18 protein-coding genes are annotated in these 25,021 nt (G+C 63.9%); 11 read left to right on the top strand and 7 right to left on the bottom strand.

Annotated elements, in window-relative coordinates; translation table 11 throughout:
* Positions 1–197: 197 nt before the first annotated feature.
* From pmtA to dnaK, 3 genes are all read right to left on the bottom strand, one after another.
* Positions 198–800, bottom strand: coding sequence for a phospholipid N-methyltransferase PmtA (gene pmtA, locus NKH02_RS31225; RefSeq protein ID WP_352883480.1), 603 nt, complete (start codon positions 798–800; stop codon positions 198–200).
* A 170-nt stretch (positions 801–970) separates the two neighbouring features.
* Positions 971–2,101, bottom strand: a complete 1,131-nt coding sequence (gene dnaJ, locus NKH02_RS31220) for a molecular chaperone DnaJ (RefSeq protein WP_352883478.1) — start codon at positions 2,099–2,101, stop codon at positions 971–973.
* A gap of 213 nt (positions 2,102–2,314) precedes the next feature.
* Positions 2,315–4,231, bottom strand: coding sequence for a molecular chaperone DnaK (gene dnaK, locus NKH02_RS31215; RefSeq protein ID WP_352883475.1), 1,917 nt, complete (start codon positions 4,229–4,231; stop codon positions 2,315–2,317).
* A gap of 213 nt (positions 4,232–4,444) precedes the next feature.
* Here dnaK and NKH02_RS31210 point away from each other — a divergent pair, with 213 nt between their 5' ends.
* The 5 genes from NKH02_RS31210 (at position 4,445) to NKH02_RS31190 (ending at position 14,181) form a co-directional block, all read left to right on the top strand.
* Positions 4,445–6,679 (top strand): NHL repeat-containing protein, encoded by a 2,235-nt coding sequence (locus NKH02_RS31210; protein ID WP_352883473.1) that lies wholly within the window; start codon positions 4,445–4,447, stop codon positions 6,677–6,679.
* Between the two features lie 10 nt (positions 6,680–6,689).
* Positions 6,690–10,442 carry a DUF7929 domain-containing protein gene (locus tag NKH02_RS31205; RefSeq protein ID WP_352883472.1) on the top strand — a complete coding sequence of 1,251 codons (3,753 nt, stop codon included), beginning with the start codon at positions 6,690–6,692 and terminating at the stop codon, positions 10,440–10,442.
* Positions 10,443–10,655: 213 nt separating this feature from the next.
* Positions 10,656–11,333 (top strand): ribulose-phosphate 3-epimerase, encoded by a 678-nt coding sequence (gene rpe, locus NKH02_RS31200; RefSeq protein ID WP_352883470.1) that lies wholly within the window; start codon positions 10,656–10,658, stop codon positions 11,331–11,333.
* Positions 11,334–11,742: 409 nt separating this feature from the next.
* Positions 11,743–12,483, top strand: a complete 741-nt coding sequence (locus tag NKH02_RS31195; RefSeq protein ID WP_352883468.1) for a GntR family transcriptional regulator — start codon at positions 11,743–11,745, stop codon at positions 12,481–12,483.
* Between the two features lie 183 nt (positions 12,484–12,666).
* The gene (locus NKH02_RS31190; RefSeq protein WP_352883465.1) at positions 12,667–14,181 is read left to right on the top strand and encodes a malonate--CoA ligase; all 1,515 of its coding nucleotides are present in this window, start codon (positions 12,667–12,669) and stop codon (positions 14,179–14,181) included.
* 16 nt (positions 14,182–14,197) lie between these two features.
* On the opposite strand, the gene nagA is transcribed toward NKH02_RS31190, so the two are convergent.
* Genes nagA through NKH02_RS31170 form a run of 4 tightly spaced genes read right to left on the bottom strand, consistent with a single transcriptional unit; the run spans position 14,198 to position 18,076 of the window.
* Positions 14,198–15,379, bottom strand: a complete 1,182-nt coding sequence (nagA, locus tag NKH02_RS31185) for an N-acetylglucosamine-6-phosphate deacetylase (RefSeq protein ID WP_352883463.1) — start codon at positions 15,377–15,379, stop codon at positions 14,198–14,200.
* On the bottom strand, positions 15,376–16,419 hold the full coding sequence (locus NKH02_RS31180; protein WP_352883461.1) for an SIS domain-containing protein: 1,044 nt from the start codon (positions 16,417–16,419) through the stop codon (positions 15,376–15,378). The genes nagA and NKH02_RS31180 overlap by 4 nt, the downstream gene beginning before the upstream one ends.
* Entirely contained in the window at positions 16,416–17,198 is a 783-nt protein-coding gene (locus NKH02_RS31175) for a GntR family transcriptional regulator (protein WP_352870265.1), read from the bottom strand. Before NKH02_RS31175 ends, NKH02_RS31180 begins: the two co-directional genes overlap by 4 nt.
* Entirely contained in the window at positions 17,195–18,076 is an 882-nt protein-coding gene (locus NKH02_RS31170) for a glucosamine kinase nucleotide-binding domain-containing protein (protein ID WP_352883459.1), read from the bottom strand. Before NKH02_RS31170 ends, NKH02_RS31175 begins: the two co-directional genes overlap by 4 nt.
* Before the next feature lie 198 nt (positions 18,077–18,274).
* On the opposite strand from NKH02_RS31170, the gene NKH02_RS31165 reads away from it, so the two are divergent.
* The 6 genes from NKH02_RS31165 (at position 18,275) to NKH02_RS31140 (ending at position 24,805) form a co-directional block, all read left to right on the top strand.
* On the top strand, positions 18,275–19,234 hold the full coding sequence (locus NKH02_RS31165) for an N-acetylmuramic acid 6-phosphate etherase (RefSeq protein ID WP_352870263.1): 960 nt from the start codon (positions 18,275–18,277) through the stop codon (positions 19,232–19,234).
* 2 nt (positions 19,235–19,236) lie between these two features.
* Entirely contained in the window at positions 19,237–20,493 is a 1,257-nt protein-coding gene (locus NKH02_RS31160) for an ABC transporter substrate-binding protein (RefSeq protein WP_352870262.1), read from the top strand.
* A gap of 243 nt (positions 20,494–20,736) precedes the next feature.
* The gene (locus NKH02_RS31155; protein WP_352883457.1) at positions 20,737–21,666 is read left to right on the top strand and encodes a carbohydrate ABC transporter permease; all 930 of its coding nucleotides are present in this window, start codon (positions 20,737–20,739) and stop codon (positions 21,664–21,666) included.
* A 227-nt stretch (positions 21,667–21,893) separates the two neighbouring features.
* The gene (locus tag NKH02_RS31150) at positions 21,894–22,733 is read left to right on the top strand and encodes a carbohydrate ABC transporter permease (RefSeq protein ID WP_352883455.1); all 840 of its coding nucleotides are present in this window, start codon (positions 21,894–21,896) and stop codon (positions 22,731–22,733) included.
* Positions 22,730–23,791, top strand: coding sequence for a Gfo/Idh/MocA family protein (locus NKH02_RS31145; protein WP_352883453.1), 1,062 nt, complete (start codon positions 22,730–22,732; stop codon positions 23,789–23,791). The genes NKH02_RS31150 and NKH02_RS31145 overlap by 4 nt, the downstream gene beginning before the upstream one ends.
* Positions 23,792–23,806: 15 nt before the next feature.
* Positions 23,807–24,805 (top strand): ABC transporter ATP-binding protein, encoded by a 999-nt coding sequence (locus NKH02_RS31140; RefSeq protein WP_352883450.1) that lies wholly within the window; start codon positions 23,807–23,809, stop codon positions 24,803–24,805.
* Positions 24,806–25,021 lie beyond the last annotated feature (216 nt).

The following is a 25,021-nucleotide window of genomic DNA, read 5'->3' as shown; positions in this document are numbered from 1 at the left end:
TGAAAGGACGACCAGGATCCTCTCGGTCTCCTTCCCACTTCAAACATAGCATGGGAACAACACACAGGATCCTCGGGTCTGCGCTGCGTCGCTACGCTCCTTGCTCCGCCCGTGGATGACGAAATGAGAGATGTTTACGCCAATCGCCAAGGTATGCAGCCAGCGCTAGGAACCGCGAACGGCTCCGCACGGAGGAACTAATGCGCTCCGCGCCGGTAAATCCACAGCTGCGTCGGCGGGATGTTGCGGATGACGAAATGGAAATGTTCGACGCTGTAGTTACCACGGCCAGCCGGGATCGGCGACATCGGGCCATAGGTCAGCTGCACGATCGGTCGCCCGGCCGGGATGCGGTCGAGCAGGCTCTCGATATAGGCGATGCGCTGGGCGACCGGAAAGTTGAGCAGCGGCACGCCGGAGACGACGGAATCGAAGATCATCCCGCTCTTGTCGCCAAGCGTGGCGTTGAGGTTGAAGGCATCGCCCTCGATGACGTTGACGCCGGGATAGAGCCGCCGCAGATGGCGCACGAAATCCGTGGAATATTCGACGGCGTAGAGATTTTCAGGCCGCACGCCCTGCGCCAGGATGGCGCGGGTGATGACGCCGGTGCCGGGACCGACTTCGAGCACCGGCAGGCCGGATTTCGGATTGACGATCGAGGCCATCTTGCGGGCGGTGGTCGAACTGGTCGGAACGATCGAGCCGACCGTCTTTGGCTTATCGATCCAGCCCTTGAAGAATTTGAGCTCGTCGTCGAACTTTTCGGCAAGCGCCTTGCGCAGTCCGGGACGTGTCATGCAAGCTCTCCTCAGCGCTCCCCTTCAAGCTACTTAACACTTGAGCGGCGCAAGGCAAGGCGCGGCCAGGCGCATGTCGTGGATAAGATAATCTTCGTCGCGTCTCAAGACAATGCGCGGGTCACGGATTTTCGCGACCCAAACCGGCTTCCGCTGCTGGCCAACCTGCATCAGCGCTCGCCGAAAGACTCGAAGAAATCCTTCATGCGGGTGAAAAAGCCGCTCGATTGGGGCGAATTATCCTGCGAGGAGAGCTGTTCGAACTCCTCCAGCAGCTCGCGTTGGCGGCGGGTCAGGTTCTGCGGCGTCTCGACCGCGGTCTGGATGTAGAGGTCGCCGATATTGGGCTGGCGCAGCACCGGCATGCCCTTGCCCTTGAGGCGGAACTGACGGCCGTTCTGGGTGCCTTCCGGCACTTTCACCTTGGTCTGCGTGCCATCCAGCGTCGTCACCTCGAAGGAACCGCCAAGGGCGGCTGTCGTCATCGAGATCGGCACCTTGCAATAGAGATCGGCGCCGTCGCGCTGGAAGAACTCGTGCGGCTTGACCGCCAGGAAAATATAAAGGTCGCCCGACGGCCCGCCGCGCAGGCCGGCCTCACCTTCATTGGCAAGGCGAATGCGGGTGCCGTCCTCGATGCCGGCCGGGATGTTGACCGACAGCGAACGCTCCTCGGTGACGCGGCCCTGGCCGGCGCATTTCGGACATGGGTCCTTGATCGTCTGGCCACGCCCCTGGCATTGCGGGCAGGTGCGCTCGATCGAGAAGAAGCCTTGCGTGGCGCGCACCTTGCCGTGGCCGTTGCACATCGAGCAGGTGACGGGTTGGGTGCCGGGCTTGGCGCCGCTGCCCGAGCATTCAGTGCAGGAGATCGAAGCCGGCACGCGGATCTGCGCGGTCTTGCCGGTAAACGCCTCTTCCAGCGAGATTTCCATGTTGTAGCGCAGGTCGGCGCCGCGTTCGCGGCCGCCCGATGAGCGGCGCTGGCGCCCGCCCATCATGTCGCCGAAAATATCCTCGAAGATGTCCGCGAAGCCGCCGGCGCCAAAGCCCTGCGCGCCGCCATTCATGCCGCCCTGCGCGAAAGCGGCGTGGCCGAAGCGGTCATAGGCCGCGCGCTTCTGCGGGTCCTTCAGCGTCTCGTAGGCTTCGTTGATTTCCTTGAACTTGTGCTCGCAGGAATGATCGCCGGGGTTGCGGTCGGGATGGAACTGCATGGCGAGCTTGCGGAAAGCGCTCTTGAGCTCCTTCTCGTCGGCGCCTTTTTGGACGCCCAGCGTCTCGTAGAAATCAGCTTTCATTTTTTCCCGCTGTCCGGATGCTCAACGTCTTGAAGCATTGTTGCGTCTCTTGCCGGTACTGACGCCTCGATTTAGGTGCGATGGAACCGCGATGCCAGTGTCGGCGCGGCTTTGCCCGCATTTTTTCGGCGTGGTCCGCTGTTTTTCCGCAAAGGGTTGCAAAAAAGCCCGGCTCTGTGCCGGGCTTTTCGCACTATCTTGCCGTCAAACGGTTCAGGCCGACTTCTTCTTGTCGTCGTCCTCATCGATTTCCTCGAAATCGGCGTCGACAACGTCACTGTCCTTGGCGGCGTCCGCCTTGGCGTCGGCTTCCGCCGCTTCCTTCTGCGAAGCCTCGTACATGGCCTGGCCAAGCTTCATCGAAGCCTCGGCAAGCGCCTGCGACTTGGCCTCGATGTCGGCCGCGTCATCGCCTTCGGCCGCGGTCTTCAGCGCCGCGATTGCGTCGGAGATCGCCGTGCGCTCGGTTTCCGAAACCTTGTCGCCATATTCCTTCAGCGACTTCTCCGAGGAATGCAGCAGCGCTTCGGCCTGGTTGCGGGCTTCGACCAGCGCACGCCGCTTCTTATCGGTCTCGGCATTGGCCTCGGCGTCCTTGACCATCTTCTCGATGTCGGCGTCCGAAAGACCGCCCGATGCCTGGATGCGGATCTGGTGCTCCTTGCCGGTGCCCTTGTCCTTGGCCGAAACGTTGACGATGCCGTTGGCGTCGATGTCGAAGGTGACCTCGATCTGCGGCACGCCGCGCGGCGCCGGCGGGATGCCGACGAGGTCGAACTGGCCGAGCGCCTTGTTGTCGGCGGCCATTTCGCGCTCACCCTGGAAGACGCGGATGGTCACGGCCGACTGACTATCCTCGGCCGTCGAGAACACCTGGCTCTTCTTGGTCGGGATCGTCGTGTTGCGCTCGATCAGGCGGGTGAACACGCCACCCAGCGTCTCGATGCCGAGAGACAGCGGCGTCACGTCGAGCAAAAGCACGTCCTTGACGTCGCCCTGCAGCACGCCGGCCTGGATGGCGGCGCCGAGAGCGACGACCTCATCCGGATTGACGCCCTTGTGCGGCTCCTTGCCGAAGAACTGCTTCACGATCTCCTGGATCTTGGGCATGCGGGTCATGCCGCCGACCAGGACGACCTCGTCGATCTCGCCAGCCTTCAGGCCGGCATCCTTGAGGGCCGCCTTGCAAGGGGCAATCGTGCGCTGGACCAGGTCATCGACCAACTGCTCGAACTTGGCGCGCGTCAGCTTCAGCGTCAGGTGCTTCGGCCCGGTCGCGTCGGCGGTGATGAAGGGCAGGTTGATTTCGGTCTGCGTTGTCGACGACAGCTCGATCTTGGCCTTTTCAGCCGCCTCCTTGAGGCGTTGCAGGGCGAGCTTGTCGTTCTTCAGATCGATGCCCTGTTCCTTCTTGAACTCGGCCGCCAGGTATTCGACCAGGCGCATGTCGAAATCCTCGCCGCCGAGGAAGGTGTCGCCATTGGTCGACTTGACCTCGAACACGCCGTCGCCGATTTCGAGCACCGAGATGTCGAACGTGCCGCCGCCAAGGTCATAGACGGCAATGGTCTTGCCTTCCTTCTTGTCGAGGCCATAGGCAAGCGCCGCGGCCGTCGGCTCATTGATGATGCGCAGCACTTCGAGGCCGGCGATCTTGCCGGCATCCTTGGTTGCCTGGCGCTGGGCGTCGTTGAAATAGGCTGGAACGGTGATGACCGCCTTCTCGACCTTCTCGCCGAGATAGGCTTCCGCCGTTTCCTTCATCTTCTGCAGGATCATGGCCGAAATCTGCGAGGGCGACTGCTTCCTGCCGCCGGCCTCGACCCAGGCATCGCCATTGTCGCCCTTGATGATCTTGTAGGGGACAAGCTTCTTGTCCTTTTCCGTCACCGGATCGTCATAGCGGCGACCGATCAGGCGCTTGACCGCGAAGATGGTGTTTTCAGGATTGGTGACCGCCTGGCGCTTGGCCGGCTGGCCGACGAGACGTTCGTCGTCGCCATTGATGGCGACGATGGAAGGCGTCGTGCGCGCCCCTTCCGCATTCTCGATTACCTTCGGCTCCTTGCCATCCATGATGGCGATACAGGAGTTGGTGGTGCCAAGATCGATACCGATTACTTTTGCCATTTTTCTAATCTCTCCGCTAAGCAGGCTCTCAGGACCCGTACAGGCATTCCGACGAAAGCCCCTGTTCACAAGAAATTCCGTTCCGGCAACCGGCGTTCCGGCACCGAACGGCTTGGCGCGTATATAAGAACAGGCTGCAGCGCGCGCAAGCATTCTGCGCAAGGCTTCCATGAACCTTTCCACTTCCGCCCGCGACTGATCTCCAGGTGCCGCATGGTGCGGCCCGGAAAGGAAGCACCCATGACCTATAACCCAGAGGCTCCGCGGTCTCCGGGAACAACGGGAACTCGGCGCGACCACCGCCTTCGGGACGGGGTCGATGCGCTGGGCTTTCCGCTGATTCCGTTGACCCAGCGTAAGAGCAGGCGTATCGTGACAATGAGGAAAGCAGACAATTCGATCAGGGAAGAACGAGCCGGACCGCCGCGCCTTGCCCTGATTTGCGCGGCCCAACCGGACATTTCTCCCGTCGACTACGGGGGGAGTGTCATGTCTCGCATCCGCGGCTCGTTCGTGTCGTCTCTTGATGGACATTTACGCGGTATCGCGCACGCAAGCGGCGGATTGCTGGCGCTGGCGCTCAGCGCCGGTCTGTGGCTGGGCGCCGCGCAGGCGCAGGAAACCCGGATCATCTATCCCGGTTCCATGGCGGTGACCGGATTTTCCGGCACCATCATTCCCAATTTCGACGAGGGCCTGCCGCCCGGCGTCGATCCGGTCGACGAAACCTTCATCGACGCCACGCGCGCCACCTTGCGCGTGTTCGACGTCTCGCATCTGGGCGGGCCGGCCGCCGGCCAGCTCGTCAACACGCCGCCGCCTTTCGAGGTGACGGCAGACCAGGTCGGCCAGGTGTTCGGCGTCACCTATGACGACGGCGTGCGCGACGGCGTTCCATCAGGCATTCCCAATCTCTATGCCGGGGCCACCTCGCTGCACGGCATCCGCATCGTCACGCCGGACGCCGACGATGACGGTCGCCCCGAGCGGCAGCGCCGCGGCACATCAGGCGCCACCTTCATGGATGGCCAGTTCGGCACCGAAAACGGCGGCGGGCCGGGCACCATCTGGAAGATCGACGGCATCACCGGCCAGGTCTCCAAATTCGCCGACATCGACACCAACAGCGGTCCCGGCATCGGCAATCTGACATTCGACGCCGCTCACCGCCAGTTCTTCGCTTCCGACCTCGATACCGGCCTGATCCATCGCATCGACGCCACCGGCGCGCTGATCGACAGCTTCGACCATGGCGTTGCGGGGCGCCCCGCGCACGGGCTCGCTCCCGTCGCCGACGATGGTTCGGTGATGGACATACAAGGCGCGGCTTTCGACAGCGAAGACCCCGACAGCTGGGGCTACACGCAGGACGAGCGCCGCATCTGGGCCGTTTCCTATCATGGCGGCCGGCTTTATTATTCGGTCGGTGAAAAGTCGGAAATCTGGTCGGCGGGCATCGCCCGCGACGGCACCTTCGCCGGCGGCCCGCGTTGGGAACTGACGGTCAAGGCCGACAAGGACTACGCCGTCACCGACATCGCCTTCGACAACAGCGGCTTCATGTACCTGGCCCAGCGCGGCCCGGTCGAGAACCGCTACGACTACAGCCAGTTCGCCGATTCCGGCAAGGGCGAGGTCATCCGCTACTTCAGAGAGAACCCGGACGATCCGGAAACGGAATCGGTCTGGGTCGAAGTGCCGCAGGAATATGCGGTCGGCTTCCCGCAGGGTTTCCGGCAGTCGGCCGGCGGCCTCGACCTGCAATATGGCTATGACGCCGACGGCAATCTCGACACTTCGGTCTGCACGCAGACGCTGGTCAACACCGGCGACAAATTGCGCGACAATCCGGCTCTCGCCGAACAGCTCGCCGCCGGCGGGCCGTTCGCCGTGCATGGCGTGCAGATCACGCCCAAGGAGTTGGTCAAGCCGGCCAACGTGCCGCCCTTCGGCTCCTGGTTCGTCGACTTCGACAGCTATTTCGACGATCCGGAGGTCGAGGGCCATGTCGGCGACGTCGCCGTCTGGCATCCCTGCGAAGGCCGCGCCGGCTATTATGAGGAAATCCCGGGCGGCTATCTGCCGCCATTCTATCCGCCGGACTTCCCGCCGCCCGGCAATCTGCCTCCATGTCTCGATGTCGACGACGTCCAGTACTACTGCACGCCTTCCGGCCTCGAGGCCGATATCTATCTCCATGACCATGCCGGCTTCGGCGGCGATTCGATCAAGGCTCAGTCCAAAACGCCAGGCGTCGGGGTAACCACCCGGCAGTCGCATGCGCCCGGCAAGCCCTACACGATCGACATCACCGGCCACTATCCGGGCGACACAGTCGATGTCGGGCTCTGCTTCTACAGGAAGTCCGACAAGGACAAGGGTGGTTACTACCCTTGCTGCAAGATGACTTTGCCGCTCAGAACCCCAGCCGTCAGCTGCGAACGTTGAGGAGGGGAAGATGAAAAATCTCGCACTCTCCCCGCTCGCCCAGAACAGCCGATCAACCGGCACTCAAACAACCGTCATGGAGACGATCATGAAACCCCTGTCATACGCCAGGCGCGGCGCGCGCTGGCTGATGGCGGCCGGTATCGCGGTCGCCACGCTCGCCCCGATACAGAGTTTTGCGGAGGACACTGCCCCGATCACCCCGGAGCTGAAGCTCGATCTCGACAGTTCGCGCGTCATCACCCCGAGGCCCGACCGGGTCGTGCCCTTCTTCACCAAGAAAGGCACTCAAAGAGGCTGCGACTACGTCGTCTATTCGCTGAGCTTCGGCCTGCGCGGCGATCCGCGGGGCCTTGCCGACCCGAGCCTCGAGGCCAGGCTGAAGAAGGTCAGGATCGACTTCAAGGATCAGCTTCCGCACGGCCTTGAGATCGTCAACGTCAATGTGTCCGGCGACGGCACGGATTCGTCCGGCGGACCGCTGCCGGGGGCGACGATCAGCACGTCGGCAAATCCGAACGACACGGCTGTCGTTTCCGATTTCCGCATCTCCACTTCCGATCTCGACGGCGTCGGCGCTCCCAACGAGCGCGTCATCAACTTCGTGATCACGGCCAAGATCGATCATGCGGCATTTCCCGCGCCGACGATCATCGACAACCAGGGCATGATCAAGGTGACCGCCGGACCGGGCACCGGGACCATCATCCCGTCGCAGGATCCGAGCAAGCCCGACGACGGCGACTTCAAGACCGGTGAAAAGACCTCGATCAAGATCGACGTCACCAAGTGCAATCCGCCACCACCACCTCCCGGCAAGGAATGCTTCAAGGTGGAGCGCGGCACGGTCGACTGCGTGCCAGGCGGCGGCGCCTTCATCTACCACATGCCGGTCGGCCCAGAGATGGGCGGCAAGTGGGTGCAGGTGTCGACGACCACGCCCGGCATCATCATCATCCCCGACACGCAGCTGGTGCCGGCGGGCGGCGGTGTGCTCAACTGGAAGATCGTCGGCGCCTCGCCCGGCGACGTCATCCACCTCATCGTCACCGGCATCGAAACCTATGCCGGTCCGAAGGAAGGCTGGGGCTTGTGCTGCACGCAGACGATCGACATCGTCATCCCGCGTGACCAGAGGTGCCCGCCCAAGGACAAGGAACCGGACCTCAAGGTCGAGAAACGCGCTGACGTGACGCGTTGCACGATGGGCGGCGGCTGCGACTTCACCATCAGGGTCACCAATGTCGGCACCGGTGCCTACCACGGCAAGATCGTGCTCGACGAGGTGACGCTGCCGGCCGGCTCGACGCTCGATTCAGGGCCCAATCCGCCCTGGGTCTGCCAGCCCGGCACCACCCCGATGACGTGCACCTATCCGGTGACCACGCTCAATCCGGGGGCCTCCATCGACCTCAAGCTCGGCTTCAAGCCGGCCGGGGGCTGGCAAGGCAGCGTCTTGCGCAACTGCGCCACCTATAATTATGGGGCCAGCGGCAAGCCGCTTTTCGGCAGCCAATCGAATGATCGCGGCTGTGCCTCGATCCCGATCTGCCGGCGTGGCGATCGTGACCGCGACTGCCGGCCGCCCGTCGAAAAGAAGGTCGACCTGATCCTGAAGAAGCGTGCCCGCATCCCGGTCTGCACGGCCGACGGCATCTGCTATTTCGTGATCGACATCATCAACAACGGCACATCAACCTATAACGGGCCGTTGACGGTGATCGACAGCTATCCGGGCGGTGCCCCGTCCTCCTCGACCTTCGGCCCGAGCCCGCCCTGGACATGCGGACCGAACGGCCCCGGCCAGTTCCGCTGCGACAATGCGGGAATCTCGCTGCCTCCGGGCGCCTCGACACCGATCGTCGTCAAGGCGGTCATGCCGGCCGGCTACCAGTCGGACACGGTGGAGAACTGCGCATTGGTGAAGGCCATCCCCGGTGAAGACGACCTCACCAACAACAAGGCCTGCGCCAAGGAACGCTTCCGTCATCCCAATGGCGGCAAGCCCATCCTGCGCATCACCAAGGTGTGCAACGGCTCGCTCGCCGGCGCCGCGGTCGTCTCTTGCCGCATCACCGTCATCAGCCTTGGCACCGCTGCCCCAACCGGTCCGGTGCGGGTCAACGATGCCGCCACGCTGGTGGCTGGCGGCGCGCCCGTCCAGATCCAGACCGTCACCCCTGACGGCGCGGAATGGGCGTGCGGACCGGTCCCGGCCAATGCGCTGTCGTGCCAGATTCCCGGTGCCGTGATGACACCTGGAACCAGCCGCCACTTCGACGTGACGGTTTCGGCGAACGGCGCGTTCGAGAACTGCGCGCGGGGTTCGTATGGTCCGGCGCCGGGCGACGACATCGTCTATCCGATCGGCCAGGCCTGCGCCAAGGGCGGCGGCTCTTCGACCATCCGTGTCGAAAAGACCGGCGACCGCGAATGCAAGCTCGGCCAACCCTGCTCGTTCGAGATCACCATCACCAACGACGGCACAAGCCCCTTCTCCGGGCCGGTCCGCATCGGTGATGCGATCGGCGTGGAGGGTTTCGGCAGGCTGGAAGGCGTTGAGATCATTTCGATCCAACCGCCCTTCGGCTGCTCGCCGGAGCCGGCGACCTTGCCGCTGTCCTGCATTGCCAACCTGACGCTGGGCGCCGGCGAAAGCCGGGTGCACCATGTCACCGTGGTCATTCCCGACGACGGCCGCCTGGCCAATCTGCGGGGCAACGTCAGCGGCCAGAACTGCGTCGGCGTCCTGTCTCCCGACACGCGGGTGCAAGGCGGCGGCGACGTGCTTGGCGGTGACCTGACAAATGTGCAGGGCGATCGCGGCAGGGCCTATGCCTGCCATCCCTTCGCCATCAGCCAGGAGACCAAGAAGGAATGCTCGGCGGGCTTCGTCTTGAACGATGCCGGCCGGTGTGTCTGCCCGCGCGGTACGACGTTTCGCAACGGCCAGTGCTCGCCAGGCGGCGGTATCGTGCCGAAGCCGGAGCCGAAGCGCTGCGTGCTGCTCGAAGGCCAGATCCGCACCGAGGACGGACGCTGCGTCTGCCCACGCGGAACCGGGCTTGAGAACGGCAAATGCGTCAGGACCGACAAGCCCGAGCAATGCACCGTCCGTGGCCAGATCCACAATTCGGATGGCGATTGTGTCTGCCCCAGGGGTACGGAAGTCAGGGACAATGCCTGCCGTCCGATCCGGCCGAAGCCCGAGCAGTGCACGATCCGTGGCCAGGTCCACAATGCCGACGGCGATTGCATCTGCCCGAGAGGGACCGAGGTGCGCAATGGCGCCTGCCGTCCGATCCGGCCGAAGCCCGAGCAGTGCACGATCCGTGGCCAAGTCTACAATGCAGACGGCGATTGCGTCTGCCCGAAGGGTACCGAGGTGCAAGGCAATGCCTGCCGGCGCAAGCAGCCGACGCAGGAGCAGTGCGACATACGCGGCCAGGTCCATAACAAGCGCGGCGAGTGTGTCTGTCCGCGTGGGACCGAAGTGATCGACGGCGCATGCCGCAAGCCCAGGCAGGAGGTGGAATGCGCACCGGGCTCGCAGATGATCAATGGCCAGTGCCAGCCGATCATCAGACGGCGCTGCCCTGAAGGCACGATCGGGCGGTATCCGAACTGCCGTCCGGTCCGCGGGCAACCGTCGCTGGAGCTCAACCCGGGCCTGCTGCTGCAGGTACTGCCACGGCGCCAGCCGCAGGTCGATCAGCAGCAGGATCCGGATCCAAACAGAATCCTGAAACTCCAGCAGCAATAGGAATCTGCTCGACGCCAGACCAGGAACCCGCCGGAGCAATCCGGCGGGTTTTTCGTCAATGCTCCGGGGCAAGTGGAAATTGGCTGCGACACGATCGGAGACGCCGCAACGCCAGTGCATCCGCCGCGCCCGCGCTCTCGACAAGTTGGCTGGAGCGCATTAGGCAGTCGATAGAGTGGCCGGACGAAAAAGGCGCTCGGAAAGGCCGCACCCATGAGCAAAAAGACCCTGATCGCACCCTCGGTGCTGGCGTCGGATTTTTCCAAACTCGGTGATGAGGTCGAAGCGGTGGTGGCGGCCGGCGCCGACTGGATCCATCTCGATGTGATGGACGGGCACTTCGTGCCCAACATCACCTTTGGCCCGCCGGTGATCAAGGCGATCCGCGACCGCACCAAGGCCTTCTTCGACTGCCATCTGATGATCGCCCCGGCCGACCCCTATCTGGCCGCTTTTGCCGAGGCCGGCTGCGATGGCTTGACCGTGCATGCCGAGGCCGGGCCGCATCTCGACCGCTCGCTGCAGACCATCAGGAACCTTGGCAAGAAGGCCGGTGTGTCGCTCAATCCGGCAACGCCGGAAAGCGCGGTCGAATACGTGCTCGACCGGCTCGACCTGATCCTGATCATGACCGTCAATCCGGGCTTCGGCGGCCAGGCCTTCATTCCGGCGATTGTGGACAAGGTGAAGCGGGTCAAGGCGCTGATCGGCGGCCGGCCGATCCGCATCGAGATCGACGGCGGCGTTTCGGCCGAAACCGCGCCGCTGGTGACCGCCGCCGGCGCCGACGTTCTGGTGGCGGGCGCCGCCATCTTCAAGGGCGGCAGCGTCGAAGCCTACCGGCAAAACATCCAGGCGATCAGGACGGCAGCCGACAACGCAGTCGGCTAACTCACGGCGCATTCCGTCTTCAATCAATCCGGTATGCCGGCCAAGGGGTCTGGTGCCGGAGCGCGGCTTATGAGGATATGATGCCCCAAAGCGGCGGCCGGCCTGATTCGGTTCCAATGTTCGTCGCCAGTGCGCACAACAGAACAGGTGGTCTCACGCGCATACAAAAGAACAGGGAATAGATTCTCCTGCGTGCATACAAAACATGTTAAGTTTCCGCAGGTTGTGGGAATGCGCGGAATTACAGCATCGAGCCCTGGAAAGTCGCATATTTCTTTGTGCTTAAGTACAATAGCGTGATCTTCTGCTTGAGCGCACGACCGCAGGCGCTGTATGGTATATATGCGAAAAAGGGGGATGCTTTCGGACTCGAATTGCCCAAAATAAAAATTAGGGACAAGGAGTCGCTGTGACATATGGAGCTGCCAATCTGAACGACGACGGCGCAGGCTCCAAGAGCACGCTTGCCAGCACCGTCTATCAGCAATTGCGTGACGACCTTCTCGGTGGTGTTCTTGAAGCCGAGAGCAAGTTGCGGGTCGAGTGGGTGGTTTCCAGATATGGGGCTGGCGCTTCCCCTGTTCGCGAGGCCCTCAATCGCCTCGCTTCGGAAGGGCTTCTCGGCCGCCACGACCAGCGCGGCTTCTTCATCATGCCGGTCAGCGCGTCGGAACTCGAAGAGCTGACGCGCACGCGCTGCTGGCTCGAGGAGCGGGCGCTTCGCGAATCCATCGCGCACCGCACCGCCGAATGGGAAGAACAACTCGTTCTGGCGCTGCATCGCCTGGGCCGCGCGTCACGTTTTTCGCCGCAGGATCCCGTCTCGCTCAATCCGGATTGGGAACGGCTGCACCGTATCTTCCATAGGGTGCTGATTTCGGCCTGCCGGTCGCAATGGCTGGTGGGATTCTGCGACCAGCTTTCCGATCACGCCTATCGCTACCGGCAAATGGTCAATGACGGCGAAGGCGTCCAACGCGACGATTTCGGCGAGCATCGCCTGATCGCCGAATGTGCCCTTGACGGCGATGCCGACGGCGCCGTCGAGGCATTGATCAACCACTACCAACTGACCGCCGCCATGTGCATGAAACGCCTCAAGCAGGACGAAGCTACAAAGGTGATCGCCGGCAAGGCTGCCCGGCGATAGCGGTCGTTTTCGGCGGTCTTTTATACCCCATTGCTGGCAGCCTGTGGCATCGGCACGGCCGGCGTGAACCGCTGTCCGCGGCCTTGACGGCGCGGCCAAGAACCGCGAACTCTTCGCCGCCAAGGCATGCCGCTCCAGGCGCATGTGCAGGGCCCGCCGTTCCGCCACCCCAGGGAAGTCTTCATGAGCAATCATCTGTTCGACGCGTTCCGGTCCCGGATGCCGGCGCCTGGGCGCCTGCTGATGGAAACCGATGACGGCCGCTCGCTCAGCTATGGCGATATGCTGGAGCGCTCGGCACAGCTCGCGCATGCGCTCTTGCAACTGGATGTCGAACCCGGCGACCGGGTCGCCGTGCAGGTCGAGAAGAGCCCTGAGGCGGTCCTGCTCTATCTCGCCTGCCTGCGCGTCGGCGCCGTCTTCCTGCCGCTCAACACCGCCTACACATTGACCGAGCTGGAGTATTTCTTCGGCGATGCCGAGCCACGGCTGGTCGTCTGCGATCCGGCAAGGGCGGCCGACATCTGCGCGCTGGCGGAAAAAACGGGCGCCGTCGCCGTCACGCTCGGCCGCGACGGCCAGGGATCGCTGACCGATCAGGCCTCGCGGCTGCCGACGGATTTTCATGACGTGGCGCGCGGGCCGGATGACCTCGCGGCGATCCTCTACACTTCGGGAACCACGGGCCGCTCGAAGGGCGCCATGCTCAGCCACGAGAATCTCGCCTCCAACGCGCGCGTGCTGGTCGAGCACTGGCGCTTCACCGGAGACGACGTGCTGATCCACGCATTGCCGATCTTCCACACGCATGGCCTGTTCGTCGCCACCAACGTCATCCTGATGGCCGGCGCCTCGATGCTGTTAGAGCAGAAGTTCGATCCGGTCCGCATCGTCACGCTTTTGCCGCGCGCCACGGCCCTGATGGGCGTGCCGACTTTCTATGTGCGCCTGCTGCAGCAGGATGGGCTGGGCCGCGAGGCGGCGAAAAACATCCGTGTGTTCATTTCCGGTTCGGCGCCGCTGCTGGCCGAGACGCACAAGGCCTGGCGCGAACGAACCGGCCACGCGATCCTCGAACGCTATGGCATGACCGAGACCAACATGAACACCTCGAACCCCTATGAAGGCGAGCGGCGCGCCGGCACGGTCGGTTTCCCTTTGCCCGGCGTCACGCTTCGCATCGCCGATCCCGACAGCGGCGCAGCGCTCGCCCAAGGCGAGGTCGGCATGATCGAGGTCAAGGGCCCAAACGTCTTCGGCGGCTATTGGCGCATGCCGGAGAAGACCAAGGCGGAATTCCGCGCCGACGGTTTCTTCATCACGGGCGATCTCGGCATCATCGACGCCGACGGCTACGTCCATATCGTCGGGCGCGGCAAGGACCTGATCATTTCCGGCGGCTACAACATCTATCCGAAGGAACTCGAAAGCGAGATCGACGCGCTCGACGGGGTTAGCGAAAGCGCCGTCATCGGCGTTGCCCATCCGGATTTCGGCGAAGGCGTCACCGCTGTCGTCGTCCGGGCGCCGGCATCGCGGATCACCGGAGCCGAAATTCTCGGCGCCATCGGCGGACGCGTGGCGAAATACAAGCACCCGAAGCGGGTGATCTTCGTCGACGAACTGCCGCGCAACACCATGGGCAAGGTGCAGAAGAATCTTTTGCGCGACACCTACAAGGATCTGTACACATCCTGAGGCTGGAAGTGCACGGTCAGCCTGTCAGTCTGGGGACGCCAGCCTCAAAAACCTTGCCGCCACCGATCCAGACGCTCTTCATGTCGAGATCGTCCGACAGCGAAACGATATCCGCCGCCGTGCCTTTGGCGAATCGCCCGAGCCGATGCGATTGCCCTATCGCCTGCGCCGGATAGAGCGAGGCCATGCGCAACGCTTCCGACAGGTCCAGCCCGACAATCCGGTGGACGTAGCGAACCGCCGAGATCATGTCGAGATCGGCACCAGCCAGCGTTCCGTCGGCAAGCCGCAAACTGCCATCCTTGCGGTAGATGGTGCGGCCGTTAAGCGTGAATGAGGTCATGTCGGTGCCGATTGTCGCCATGGCGTCGCTGACCAGCACGATCTTGCCGGGACCCTGCTTGGCACGCAGCGCGATCTTGATGGTGGCGGGATCGACATGGATGCCGTCGGCGATAAGACCGGCGGACAAGGTGCCGATGTCGATGGCCGCGCCGGCCAGACCAGGCTCGCGATTGCCGATCTGGCTCATTGCGTTGAACAGATGGGTGACCACGCTCGCGCCGGCTTCGGCGAAGGTGCTGGCGGTGGCGTATCCGGTGTCGGAATGGCCAAGACTGACGATGACGCCGGCCTTGGCGAGTGCCGCGACGCGTGCCGGCTCGACGGATTCCGGCGCTACGGTGGTGAGCAGCACCGGCAGTTTTTGCCGCGCCGCGATCAGCATCGCCTGGTCGGCATCCGACATCGGCCGGATCAGCGCCGGATCATGCGCGCCCTTGCGGGCGATCGACAGATGCGGGCCTTCGAGATGCAGGCCGAGAAAACCGGGCATCTTCCGCAGCGCCGCGGCTTCGCCGGCGGCGACGGCGGCGGCGGTGATGTCGGGCGTGTCGGTGATCAGCGTCGGCAGCAGCGCCGTCGTGCCGAAGGGCGCATGTGCCTTGCAGATGGTTTCGAGCGAGGCGACATCGGGATGGTCGTTGAGCATGACGCCGCCGCCGCCATTGACCTGGAGGTCGACGAAGCCGGGCACGAGCATGCCGCCGCCGGTCTCGATGACGCGGACATCGGCGGCTATGGCACCGGAGGGCAAAATAGCCTCGACGAGGCCGTCGCGCACGACCAGCGCGTGGCCGTCATGCCAGTCGTCGCCGTCGAAAATCCGGGCGCCGGTCAGGGCAAAACGGTCGCTCATAGCGTCTCCGTCACCTTGCGAAGATTGCGCGGCGTGTCCGGATCGAGACCGCGATGGCGGGCAAAGGCCTCGACGAACATGTAGAAGGAAACGATCAGCGCCAGCGGGTCGGTCAGGGGATGGCCGGTGGCGACATGCGGCAGGGGCACGGCACGCTGGGCAAGCGCGGAGGTGACGAACACCGGCGCGCCCTTGGCCGCCAGGCTGTCGGCGGCCTCGGCGACTGATGGCTCCGACGCGTCGCGCGCGGCCAGCGCCAGCACCGGAAAATCGGGGCCGATCAGCGCCAGCGGGCCATGCATGACTTCGGCGGCGCTGTAGGCCTCGGCGTGCATGCCGCAGGTTTCCTTGAATTTCAGCGCCGCCTCGTTGGCCATCGCCGCCGATGGTCCGCGGCCGAGGATGAACAGCGACTTCTGCTTCTCGATCGTTTCGGCCAGCACGCCCATCCAGTCGCAGGTGATCGCCTTGCGGAAATGCTCCGGCAAGCGGGCCAGTGCCGTCAGGAGCGCATCGTCGCCGGTGGCATGCGCCATCAAAGCGAGGCCGGCAACGGCGGAATTGATGAAAGTCTTGGTCGCCGCCACGCTGCGCTCGGGGCCGGCCAGTATATCGATGGCGTAATCCGAGGCACGCGCCAGCGGCGAATCGGCTGTGTTGGTGATGGCGATGGTCAGCGCGCCGCCGGCTCGCGCTGTTTCGGCCATGGCGACGATGTCGGGGCTCTTGCCCGACTGCGAGATCGCCAGGCAGGCCGAGCCGGCGAGCCTGAGCTTGCGGCCATAGATCGAGGCGATGGACGGTCCGACCGATGCAACGGCGAGGCCCGCCGTCAGCTCGACGGCATACTTCATGAAGGTCGCGGCATGATCGGACGAGCCGCGCGCCACGGTAACGACAAACTGCGGGTCGCGTTCGCGTATGCCGCGCCCGGCCTCGGTCAATACCGCGCCGGAGCCGTCGAGTAGGCGGGCGACGGCTTGCGGGATCTCCGCGATCTCGCGCCGCATATGGGTCGGCTTCGTTGGCTCTGTACTCATGGTCGGCCCTCTTCACTTGGCCCCGCCAGCCGCAGTTCGGCGACGAAATCATAGGCGTCGCCCCGATATATAGAGCGGGTGAATTCGATCACCTTGCCGCTCGCCAGATAGGAAATGCGTTCGATATGCAGGCCGGCGACGCCCGGTGATACTTCGAGCAGGCGCGCGTCGCTGTCGCCGAGATTGGCGGCGGAAATGCGCTGCACAGCCCGCACCGGCCGGTTGCCGGTCAATTCCAGCGCCGCATAGAGCGAGGAGCCTATATCAGCCGGGTCGGGCAATACTCTCGCCGACAGCGAGGCGCGTTCGATCGCCAGCGGCGTGTCATTGGCAATGCGCAGGCGAGCCACCCGAGCCACCAGTTCGCTCGACGACAGGCCGAGCACCATCATCTCGTCGGGCGAGGGCGCGTAAAGGCCGCGATCGAGCCAGGCCGAACGCACCGCCATGCCGCGCCGCGCCATGTCCTCTGTAAATGAGGTCAGCCGCGACAGCGACTGTTCGACGCGCTCCATGCGCGGCGCGACGAACGTGCCGGAACCATGGCGCTGGACCAGTATGCCGCCCTTGACCAGGTCTTGCACCGCCTTGCGCACGGTGACGCGCGAAATGTCGGCCTTGGTGGCGATGTCGCGCTCGGAGGGCAGTGCGTCCCCCGGCCCGATCAGGCCGCGATTGACCGCATCCTCGATGCTCTTGCGAAGCTGCAGGTAGAGCGGCGCGCCGCTCTGCGACGACTGTTTCAGCATGGCGAAGATCTGGTCGGCGGCCTCGCTCATCGAGCCGCCTCCGCGTGTCCAGTGAAAAGGCGGACCGCCATCTGCACGGCGCCGCCCAGCGCGTCGTCGAGCGGCGGCTTGAGCAGCGCCCGGTAGCGGGCCGACAGGCGCGGCGCGTAGAGCGGAGCCAGCCCGCCAAGCAGGCAGAGCGGCGCGTCGTCCGAAAGGTCGAGCGCGCCGAGCGAGGCTTCGACGTCGGCGACCGCCCTGTCGAGGATCCAGTTGGCGATGCTGTCGCCCTTCTCGGCATGCTCGAACACCTTGGGTGCGAAGCCGCCGAAATCGCCGGGCTTGGCATTGGTGGTGAATTCGACCACGTCCTCCGGATTGTTGCGGAAAACGGCCAGCATGCTCAGCGTCAACGGCGAACCCTCGCGGACGCCGTCATAGGCAAGCAGCGTCTGCTCGAGCAGGTCGCGGCCGATGCGGGCGCCGCTGCCCTGGTCGCCGACCTGGAAACCCCAGCCGCCGATGGCGCGCGATTTGCCGTTCTTGCGCGCCATATAGGCGGTGCCGGTGCCGAGGATCGCCATGGCGCCGTCACCGGAGCCGACAGCGCCTTCCAGCGCGATCTCGGCGTCGGTCTCGACGCGGCTGATGCTGAACGGCAGGATCGCTTCGAGCTGCTGCCGGTAGGTGCCGACATTGGCGCCGGCGAGGCCAAGAATTGCCGGTGTCTGCGGGATCAGGTCCGGGTCCTGCCCGGCGTCGATGAACGCCTGCCGCGCCGCCTCGACGATGTTCGACCGGGCGCCGGTCAGATCGGTGCGGATGTTGGCGGCGCCGCTTTTGGCGCGGCCAACAACAGTGCCGTCCGCTGTCGCCAGGGCTGCCCGGCAGCTGGTGCCGCCGCCATCGATTCCGAGCACGAAATTCACACGATTTCTCCTCCGAGGAGATAATACCAATAAAATACCAATAGCCAAGGGTTAATTTCCGGCTCAAAAAAATTAGGGCGTATTTTATTGAATAATCAAGGTATTCCGTCGCTTCGCCGATTTCCAGCCCACGAGTTCGTTAATGCGTGTGGACAAGTGGTATTTTTTTGGTATTGTTCTGGTATTGGAGGAACCGGGATGGCCGAAACGCGCACCGAAGCGCTTCATAAAAATGCCGAGGGGCTGGATATCCAGACTCCGGACGCCATCCTTTCCTATTTGGCCGATGCGCAGATTGAAGCTGCGAAAGTGGTGCGCCATGCCATTCCTTCCATTGCCAGGGCGGCCGAAATCGTCGCCAGCAGACTGAACGGCGGCGGCAAGCTTGCCTACGCGGCGGCCGGCAGCTCGGGCCTGATGGCGCTGGCCGATGCGCTGGAGTTGCCTGGCACCTTCGGCATTCATCGCGACCGCATCGCCATCCTGATCGCCGGCGGCGACGAGGCCTTCCGGACGCTGGCCGGCGGACCGGAAGACGACACCGAGGAGGCCGCGGCAGCGGTCGTCAATGCTGGCCTCGGCAGCAGCGATTGCCTGATCGCCATTTCCGCCAGCGGCACCACACCCTATGCGGTGCGGGCCATCGAGGAAGCCGCTCGCCGTGGTGCAGCGACGATCGGCATCGCCAACAACCGGGACTCGGCGCTGCTTCGCCAGGCGCAAACCGCCATCCTGCTCGAAACGCCGCCGGAGCTGATCGCCGGCTCGACGCGGATGGGCGCCGGCACCGCCCAGAAGATCGCGCTCAACATGCTGTCGACGCTGACCGCGGTCCATCTCGGCCATGTCCATGATGGCTACATGGTCAATCTGATGGCCGACAACATCAAGCTGCGCGACCGCGCGGCGCGCATCGTCGCCGCCGTCAGCGGGCGCGGCACGGACGAAGCGGCCCGCCTGCTCGAGAAGAGCGGCGGCGCGGTCAAGACCGCCATTCTGCTCGCCGCCGGCGCCGACAGTGCCGATGCGGCGCGGAAGATACTGGAAGAGGCCGGCCAGAAGCTGCGGCCGGCCCTTTCCGCTATAGAGGGGAGCAAGGGGCGCACTGCCTCCGTTCTCATCAAAACCGAACCTGAAAAAGGTCAACAGGGAGACTGAGCATGACAACGAAACTACTGACGGCACTGCTTTTGGGCACCAGCATTCTCGGCTCGGCCGGGGTGGCTTATGCCGACGTAACGCTCAACATCGAAAGCTGGCGCGGCGATGACCTTGCCATCTGGAAGGACAAGCTGATCCCGGCTTTCGAAGCCAAGAACCCGGGCATCAAGGTGGTGTTCGCACCGTCGGCTCCGACCGAATATGACGCCGCACTTGGCGCCAAGCTCGCCGCCGGCTCGGCGGGCGACCTGATCACCTGCCGCCCGTTCGACAAGTCGCTTGAACTGTTCAAGAAGGGCAACCTTGCCGATCTCTCGGCGCTGCCCGGCATGGAAAACTTCTCTCCGGTGGCCAAGTCCGCCTGGCAGACAGACGACGGCAAGGTGAGCTTCTGCGTGCCGATGGCCTCGGTCATTCACGGCTTCATCTACAACAAGGACGCCTTCGACAAGCTCGGCATCAAGGTGCCGGAGACCCGCGACGAGTTCTTCGCCGCGCTCGACAAGATCAAGGCCGACGGCACCTACATCCCGATGGCGATGGGCACCAAGGATCTCTGGGAAGCCGCGACCATGGGCTACCAGAACATCGGGCCCAATTACTGGAAGGGCGAGGACGGCCGTGCGGCGCTGATCAAGGGCGATCAGAAGCTTACCGACAAGGAATGGGTCGCGCCGTTTGAGGAACTGGCCAAGTGGAAGCCTTATCTCGGCGATGGGTTCGAAGCGCAGACCTACCCGGATAGCCAGAACCTGTTCACGCTTGGCCGCGCCGCCATCTACCCGGCTGGCTCGTGGGAAATCGGCCTGTTCAACACCCAGGCCCAGTTCAAGATGGGCGCATTCCCGCCGCCGGTCGAGAAGGCCGGCGACACCTGCTACATCTCCGACCATACCGATATCGGCATGGGCCTGAACGCGGCTTCGAAGAACGCCGATGCGGCCAAGACCTTCCTGTCCTGGGTTGCCTCGCCGGATTTCGCCACCATCTACGCCAACGCGCTGCCGGGCTTCTTCAGCCTGAACTCCGCGCCGGTGAAGATGGAAGACCCGCTGGCGCAGGAATTCGTCTCCTGGCGCGGCAAGTGCAAGTCGACGATCCGCTCGACCTACCAGATCCTGTCGCGCGGTACGCCGAACCTCGAGAACGAGACCTGGGTTGAATCGGCCAACGTCATCAACGGCACCGATACGCCGGAAGCTGCCGCCAAGAAGCTGCAGGCCGGTCTCGACAGCTGGTACAAGCCGGCCAAGTAAGAGCTCAGGCTGAGCGCTGCTTATCTCCCCCCTTGAGGGGGAGATGTCGCCAAAGGCGACAGAGGGGGTCGGTGGAGGCAGGCCGCGACTTGATCGTTGCTGGAAAGCACGGTCAAATGTCGATGGCGCGCTGCCTTGACCGACCCCACCCGCCTCGCTTCGCGAGGCACCCTCCCCTCGAGGGGGAGGGAGGCGCCGCGCCTTTGGCGGCATTTGCCAACCTGATCGGCGGGGACCGAACTCATGGCCGCAGAAACACGACCGAAAAGACCATTCCGCTGGCACATCGGCATCTTCCTGGCGCCGGCGGTGCTCGTCTACACGGCGATCATGATCCTGCCGCTCGCCGGCACGCTGCAGCTGTCGCTGTTCCGCAACATCGAGCAGCACCAGGTCTTCGTCGGGCTGGAAAACTTCCGCATGCTGTTCGGCGACCCCAACTGGTCGGTGGGTTTCTGGAACGCGCTCAGGAACAACACCTGGTTCTTCATCATCCACATGGTCGTGCAGAACCCGATCGGCGTCATGCTGGCCGCGTTGCTGTCCAGCCCGAGACTGAGATTCGCGGCCTTCTACCGCACGGCGATCTTCGTGCCCACGATCCTGTCCTTCGTTATCGTCGGCTTCGCCTGGAAGCTGATCCTGTCGCCGCTGTGGGGCGTGGCACCGCATCTGATGGATCTTGTCGGCCTGAAAAGCCTGTTCACGCCGTGGCTGGGCAAGGAGCAATATGCGCTGACCGCGCTCAGCCTGATCTCGGTGTGGCAGTTCGTCGGCATCCCGATGATGCTGATCTACGCAGCCCTGCTGTCGATCCCCGAAGAGGTGATCGAAGCCGCCGAATGCGACGGCATCACCGGCCTGTCGCAATTCTGGAAGATCAAGCTGCCGCTGATCCTGCCGTCGATCGGCATCATTTCGATCCTCACCTTCGTCGGCAATTTCAACGCCTTCGATCTGATCTACACCGCGCAAGGGGCGCTCGCCGGGCCGAACTATTCGACCGACATTCTCGGCACCTTCCTCTATCGCGCCTTCTTCGGTTTCCAGCTGCAGGTGGGCGACCCCAACATGGGCGCGGCGATCGCCACGATGATGTTCCTGATCATCCTCGGCGGCGTCTGCGTCTACCTCTTCCTCGTGCAGACGCGCCTGCGTCGCTACCAGTTCTGAGGGGGTAGAATGTCGAGCTTGGACACCCCCCTCTGGCCTGCCGGCCATCTCCCCCGCAAGGGGGGAGATCGGATGTCATTTCGGCCTTCGCCAATCTCCAGCGTTGCAAGATGTGCGGCAACGCTAAAACTGCCAATCTCCCCCCTTGCGGGGGAGATGTCCGGCAGGACAGAGGGGGGTGCCTGGGCGCCGACCCTGCCAGCCGCAGCTCGTCAGGAGACATTCCAATGAGCACCGCCACCCATTCCGTGCCCCGCACCATCGGCGCCCACGCGATCCTGCTGACCTACACGGGGATCGCGCTGTTTCCGGTGATCCTCGTCATCATGAACTCGTTCAAGTCGCGCGCCGGCATCTTCGGTGCGCCGCTGACACCGCCGACGCCAAAGACGTTCGACCTGATCGGCTACACGACGGTGATCGGCCAGGGCGATTTCATCCATTATTTCCAGAACAGCCTCGTCATCACCGTCGCGTCGCTGTTCTTCGTGCTTTTGTTCGGCGCCATGGCGGCGTTCGCGCTGTCGGAATACCGCTTTCGCGGCAATTCGCTGATGGGCCTCTATCTGGCGCTCGGCATCATGATTCCGATCCGTCTGGGCACCGTCGCCATCCTGCAATTGATGGTGGCGAGCGGGCTGGTCAACACGCTGACGGCGCTGATCCTGGTCTACACCGCGCAAGGCCTGCCGCTGGCCGTCTTCATCCTGTCTGAATTCATGAAGCAGGTGTCCGACGATCTGAAGAATGCCGGTCGCATCGACGGCCTGTCCGAATACACCATCTTTTTCCGCCTGGTGCTGCCGCTGGTGCGGCCATCGATGGCCACGGTCGCCGTCTTCACCATGATCCCGATCTGGAACGATCTGTGGTTCCCGCTGATCCTGGCGCCGTCGGAAGAGACCAAGACGGTGACGCTCGGCGCGCAGCTGTTCCTCGGCCAGTTCGTCACCAACTGGAACGCCATCCTGGCCGCACTGTCGCTGGCCATCATGCCGGTGCTGATCCTCTACGTCATCTTCTCGCGGCAGCTGATCCGCGGCATCACGTCTGGAGCCGTCAAGTGAGTCCTGAAGCACCCCTGCGCGTTGTCGTCGCCGGCCTCGGCAATATGGGCCGTAGCCATGCGCTCGCCTATCACAACAATCCGGGCTTCGAGATCGCCGCACTCATCAACCGCTCGGACGTGCCGTTGCCGGAAGGGCTTTCCGGCTATGGCATCAGGCGCTCCTTCGACGAAGCGCTGCGCGACGAAAAGCCCGATATCGCCTGCATCGCCACCTATTCCGACAGCCATGCCGACTATGCGGTGAAGGCGTTCGAGGCCGGCTGCCATGTCTTCGTCGAAAAGCCGCTGGCAACGACCGTGGCCGACGCCAAACGCGTCGTCGCGGCGGCCACGGCCAACGGCAAGAAACTGGTGATCGGCTACATCCTGCGCCATCATCCGTCCTGGATCAGGCTGATCGCCGAAGCGCGCAAGCTCGGTGGCCCGTACGTCTTCCGCATGAACCTTAACCAGCAATCCTCGGGCCATAGCTGGGAGACGCACAAGCAGTTGATGCGGACGACCTCGCCGATCGTCGACTGCGGCGTTCACTATCTCGACGTCATGCTGCAGATCACCGATGCCAGGCCGGTCGAGGTGCGTGGCATGGGCGTGCGGCTGACCGAGGAGGTCGCGCCCTCAATGTACAATTACGGCCACCTGCAGGTGCTGTTCGATGACGGGTCGGTCGGCTGGTACGAGGCCGGTTGGGGGCCGATGATTTCGGAGACGGCTTTCTTCGTGAAGGACGTCATCTCTCCCAATGGCTGCGTGTCGATCGTGATGAAGGAAGGCGTGAAGTCGGATGACATCGACACCCACACCAAGACCTCGACCATCCGCCTGCACAGTGCCGCGACCGGAGCGGATGGCAAATTCGCCGAGCCGGACGAAATGCTGTCGATGGAAGGCGAGCCCGGCCACCAGGACCTCTGCGACCTCGAACAGGCCTTCGTGCTGAAAGCGATCCGCGAGGATCTGGATCTCACCAAACACATGGACGACGCGGTCAAGTCGCTCGCCGTCTGCCTCGCCGCCGACGAGAGCGTGCGCAGTGGCGCAGCCATCAAACTCTAGAACAGGGACGAAGCCGTGGGCTCGCTGAACATCGAGAACGTGAAGAAGGCCTTCGGGCCGGTCGAGGTGCTGAAGGGCATCAACCTCGAAGTGAATGACGGCGAATTCGTCGTCTTCGTCGGCCCGTCCGGCTGCGGCAAGTCGACCTTGCTCCGGGTTATTGCTGGGCTGGAGGATTCGACCTCGGGCCGGGTGGTCATCGACGGTCAGGATGTCTCGGCCACGCCGCCGGCCAAGCGCGGCATCGCCATGGTGTTCCAGACCTATGCGCTCTACCCGCATCTGACGGTGAAGAACAATATGGGCCTCGGGTTGAAGCAGGCCGGCACGCCGGCGGCCGAGATCGATCGCCGCATCGGCATCGCCTCGTCGATGCTGTCTCTGGAACCCTACCTCGAGAGACGGCCGGCCGAACTCTCCGGCGGCCAGCGCCAACGCGTCGCCATCGGCCGCGCCGTGGTGCGTGAGCCCAAGCTGTTCCTCTTCGACGAACCGTTGTCGAATCTCGACGCGGCGCTGCGCGTCAACACGCGGCTGGAGATCGCGCAGTTGCATCGCCGGCTGAAGGCGACGATGATCTACGTCACCCACGACCAGGTCGAGGCGATGACACTGGCGGACAAGATCGTCGTGCTCAACGCCGGCAAGATCGAGCAGATCGGCGGCCCGATGGAGCTCTACAATTCGCCGGCAAACGAGTTCGTCGCCGGCTTCATCGGCTCACCGAAGATGAACTTCGTCGACGGCGCCCGCCTCGGCGAAACCGCCAAGACCATCGGCGTGCGGCCGGAACATCTGACCGTCGATCCGAAATCCGGCGCCTGGAAGGGTACGGTCGTGCATGCCGAGCATCTCGGCGCCGACACCAATCTCTATCTCGACTGCGAGAAGGCCGGGTTGATCACAGTGCGCATTTTCGGGGTATACGATGCAGAACCGGGCGCCACGCTCTATGCGACGCCGGACCCGGCGAAGACCTATCGGTTTGGGGTGGATGGGAAGGTGCTGAAGTAGTATCGCAGCATAGGCTGGCGCTGCCCCTCATCCGCCTGCCGGCACCTTCTCCCCGTATAGTGACGGGGAGAAGGGAGATAGCGCTGGCGATTGGCGAAAGCATCAACGGCAGCGTCCTTCTCCCCGTTCAACGCAGGGCTGTCCGGGGAAATTTATTCATATATGAAGGCCATCTGATTGAGGGAGGATCGGTCTCTTGGTCGGCTCGGATTGACC

This window comes from Mesorhizobium sp. M1396, from assembly GCF_040317725.1.
Taxonomy (GTDB): Bacteria; Pseudomonadota; Alphaproteobacteria; order Rhizobiales; family Rhizobiaceae; genus Mesorhizobium.
Note: the sequence above shows the minus strand (reverse complement) of the source record. Positions and strands in the feature narration are given on the sequence as shown.

Coding starts and splice junctions, on each gene's coding strand:
- pmtA (WP_352883480.1), bottom strand. CDS start 800: ATGACACGTCCCGGACTGCGCAAGGCGCTTGCCGAAAAGTTCGACGAC.
- dnaJ (WP_352883478.1), bottom strand. CDS start 2,101: ATGAAAGCTGATTTCTACGAGACGCTGGGCGTCCAAAAAGGCGCCGAC.
- dnaK (WP_352883475.1), bottom strand. CDS start 4,231: ATGGCAAAAGTAATCGGTATCGATCTTGGCACCACCAACTCCTGTATC.
- NKH02_RS31210 (WP_352883473.1), top strand. CDS start 4,445: ATGGTGCGGCCCGGAAAGGAAGCACCCATGACCTATAACCCAGAGGCT.
- NKH02_RS31205 (WP_352883472.1), top strand. CDS start 6,690: ATGAAAAATCTCGCACTCTCCCCGCTCGCCCAGAACAGCCGATCAACC.
- rpe (WP_352883470.1), top strand. CDS start 10,656: ATGAGCAAAAAGACCCTGATCGCACCCTCGGTGCTGGCGTCGGATTTT.
- NKH02_RS31190 (WP_352883465.1), top strand. CDS start 12,667: ATGAGCAATCATCTGTTCGACGCGTTCCGGTCCCGGATGCCGGCGCCT.
- nagA (WP_352883463.1), bottom strand. CDS start 15,379: ATGAGCGACCGTTTTGCCCTGACCGGCGCCCGGATTTTCGACGGCGAC.
- NKH02_RS31180 (WP_352883461.1), bottom strand. CDS start 16,419: ATGAGTACAGAGCCAACGAAGCCGACCCATATGCGGCGCGAGATCGCG.
- NKH02_RS31175 (WP_352870265.1), bottom strand. CDS start 17,198: ATGAGCGAGGCCGCCGACCAGATCTTCGCCATGCTGAAACAGTCGTCG.
- NKH02_RS31165 (WP_352870263.1), top strand. CDS start 18,275: ATGGCCGAAACGCGCACCGAAGCGCTTCATAAAAATGCCGAGGGGCTG.
- NKH02_RS31160 (WP_352870262.1), top strand. CDS start 19,237: ATGACAACGAAACTACTGACGGCACTGCTTTTGGGCACCAGCATTCTC.
- NKH02_RS31155 (WP_352883457.1), top strand. CDS start 20,737: ATGGCCGCAGAAACACGACCGAAAAGACCATTCCGCTGGCACATCGGC.
- NKH02_RS31150 (WP_352883455.1), top strand. CDS start 21,894: ATGAGCACCGCCACCCATTCCGTGCCCCGCACCATCGGCGCCCACGCG.